3 protein-coding genes and 1 pseudogene are annotated in these 3,053 nt (G+C 36.4%); all 4 read right to left on the bottom strand.

What is annotated here, in order from left to right; all coding sequences use genetic code 11:
- Positions 1-126: pseudogene (locus tag Q0X89_RS05620) on the bottom strand (tRNA epoxyqueuosine(34) reductase QueG); the annotation flags it as partial.
- Between the two features lie 157 nt (positions 127-283).
- Complete coding sequence (locus Q0X89_RS05615; protein WP_297691982.1) at positions 284-991, bottom strand: hypothetical protein; 708 nt, start codon at positions 989-991, stop codon at positions 284-286.
- Positions 992-1,251: 260 nt separating this feature from the next.
- On the bottom strand, positions 1,252-2,073 hold the full coding sequence (locus tag Q0X89_RS05610) for a hypothetical protein (protein WP_297691980.1): 822 nt from the start codon (positions 2,071-2,073) through the stop codon (positions 1,252-1,254).
- 220 nt (positions 2,074-2,293) lie between these two features.
- Positions 2,294-3,053 (bottom strand): hypothetical protein (locus Q0X89_RS05605; RefSeq protein WP_297691978.1); only part of this gene is annotated, 760 nt, incomplete at its 5' end.

The following is a 3,053-nucleotide window of genomic DNA, read 5'->3' as shown; positions in this document are numbered from 1 at the left end:
TTTCAACCATTTTTCTAAACGGGGTGCTTCCTCTTCCAAAAAATCGGCTTTGGAAAAGCCACAAGACAAAAAACCGAGGCGCTTGGCTTCGGTTTTTATAAGTTGACTACGGAGCTGATTGTTCATAGCCCCAAGATAAGACATCTTTAAAATGCAATACGAAAAAAAACAATGATTTTAGTCTTATTGTATTTGAATCACAAGGAACCTGTATGAGCACCTTTGAAAAAAATGTCTTGCCATTCCTGGTTATTATGACGCAGGTTCGACAACTTAAATACTTCTACGGTGATACTGGAGCAAAAATAGCAGCTGCAATATCCGCACATTGACCAATTTCGTCAGGATACTCCGTGAAAGGCAGAATGTCGAATGGCGTATCACACCCGCCTGCATAGGAACTAATTTGTTCATTGACCAAACCAGGAACTTTTGGGCCATGTGTTCTTAAAACTACATGAACTTCTGCATCAAAAGTATTCCCAACTGCCAAACCTCCGACAGATGTAAATCCAAAACTCGTATTCATTGATTCCGGAGTGTCACCAGCGTTTAAGTGTGCGGAAAAATTGCCCTTGCCATTATTACCAACAACGTGTCCGCCCGCATACATTACTTCAACTCCTACTATATTATCAGGATTAGGAGGAATTTGAAACTCTGGAAAATCTGGCTCATTACATTCTCCAGGAATTATGCATTCCCCCGGATTGTTCCAGATTACCCACCATATGGTATAGGCCCCAGGATTTAAGTTCTCTGCTTTAAAATTAACCGTAATTCCGTTTTTATTTCTATGTAAAGTCGCAGCACCTGTAATGAGATCACCATTATTGTTAGGAAGACCTCCTATTGCTGCTGTTTGTTTACTGGATGCCTTTGCGGATACAGCATTCAAATCTAAAGGAAGTGGATCTTGTGTCGATTCCTGACTACAGGAAAATGTAAATAAAAGCACAAGCGCAGAAAAGAATTTAATAATTGTTTTCATAATTAATGATATTAAGATTGTTTAAAAATAAGGGGGAGATCAAGAAACTCTATTAGTCCCAGGTATATGTTCCTTCTTTATAAAGGATCATAGGTTCGTAATTATTCTGCTAGACAAGAACTATAGATGAACTTTTAAAAAGAATTTGTTTAGTCTATATTCAGTCTAAATGAAGGCTAGCTGCTAAGCGGTTTTTCGGATTCTACTGGAACCAGAATAAAACTTGGTCTATTAGACATTCCCCTATTCGTCTAAAGTCATTAGTCTTCAAATATAAATTTTATCCCATCTGTAAAAGCTGTCGGATATCCATTTTCGAACGTCATATTTGGATAAGTAACGGATTCAAATTCTAACCAGGGTAATTCTAGCTCTATAATGGCATTTATAACTGCAGCATTCCTAGCCTCATCAGTATTTGAATAATGAAGTTTTTTGTTTTCATTTTCGAGGGGAACATCTTCCGTTTCAAGCATTGCTTGCATATCACCCACGTGAAGCGCATCCGTAGCTATGAAATTTTGGAATACAGAGGCTTCTGGTTCTTCAAAAAAAAGAGTCATAAGTACCATATTAGCTTCATTACCTCTAGCAATGAATGTTCTTGAAGTATTACTTGAATAACGACCATCTACATAAGAAGTCATACTTTTAAAGATATCACTATATTCCTGGAAGTCTCTTGGAAGAATCATCTCATTGGTCTTATATTCACTCATAGTAATAACTAGCGCATTCAACTTGATATTTTTGACTGCCCCAATCACTTTGTCAAATTCATCGGTGGCGACATGAAAATTTGGATTAAGTCCGGAAATTTGTTCAGGAAAATCAAATAAATAAATAGCCGGTAGGTTTTTATTTGTTTCATATTCGCTGGGTAAAAATATTTCTCCCTCTATACTTATTCCATTTGATGAAAATGTAAAAGTTTCACGTTTATCGACGGCTGTAGGTGTTTGTGTTGGTTCCGGTGTTGCTATGGGCTCCGGGGTAGAAGCACTGTCTTTAGAACAGGATGGAAACAATACAAGGGAACACAAAATACCAAGACCGAATACTATTTTGGCTATTTTATTCATTACTTGATGTTTAAGGATAAATTCAATATTAAAGATGGTCTAATTCCGGGAGGAGGGCATAATAGGTATGTTGCAATTACTATAGTACTACCTGGGTTTTAATGCAACATAATTGTAATCCTATTAAATATGTTGCAGGAAAGTCTATTTCTTAATTTAATATAAAGTTTAAATAAATTTCAAAATTAGGTTTTGAGATAACCAATTTTTCAACAGAGGATTACTTTAATTTAGAAAAACCTATCTTATCATAAAGAACCTTATAACGTGGATCATTTCGTAATGGGATCAATAATGGTTCCTCCCGGAACCAGGTAAGTTCAACCTCATGCCGGTCATAAGACCTTTGAAGCCACATAAATGCTTTTTCATAATCCTGAGTTGTGCAGTGGTAAAGCGCAATAAACCAAGCCGGGCTACCAGAAGTTCCGGCTTCATACCTATCCATTAATTCTTTTAGATTACTTAGAGCACCCTCATAGTTGCCATTCATTTGATCATTTACGGCATTAAACCAAAATAGTATAGGAGGGCGGTCAGAGAAATTATCCATCAATTTTTTTAGTTGGCTTCTGAACTTGTCATAGTTTCCCAAATAATAATGTAGTTTGGTTGACTCTCTTAAATAAAACCAATCATCACTGAAAAGAAGATCACTATTCTTTAATAAGTCTGAAGCTTCATCTAACTTGCCTTGCAACATTAATGCCTGACCCTTAAAAGTATAAAAAACACCCACAGAAGGATCCATAGCAATATTCTTGTCCATTGTTGAAAGGACATCTTCATATCTTCCTGTTTTATTTGCAAAGTCTGCATCAATGGCCGGAGTTCTGTCAAAAGCAAAATTTTCAAGCCTTTTTTGGTAATAGCTCTCCACCAATTCAAAATTCCAATCGAAGTAAAAATACCCCGCATTTAGCTCGGCTTCAATTTGTTCATTGGAAGGATCTAACCCATGTGCAATTTGCAATAGAGCC

The sequence above is a fragment of the uncultured Eudoraea sp. genome, from assembly GCF_947258525.1.
Classification (GTDB): Bacteria; Bacteroidota; Bacteroidia; order Flavobacteriales; family Flavobacteriaceae; genus Eudoraea.
The sequence above is the reverse complement of the archived record's forward strand: the minus strand, read 5'-3'. Positions and strand labels throughout refer to the sequence as shown.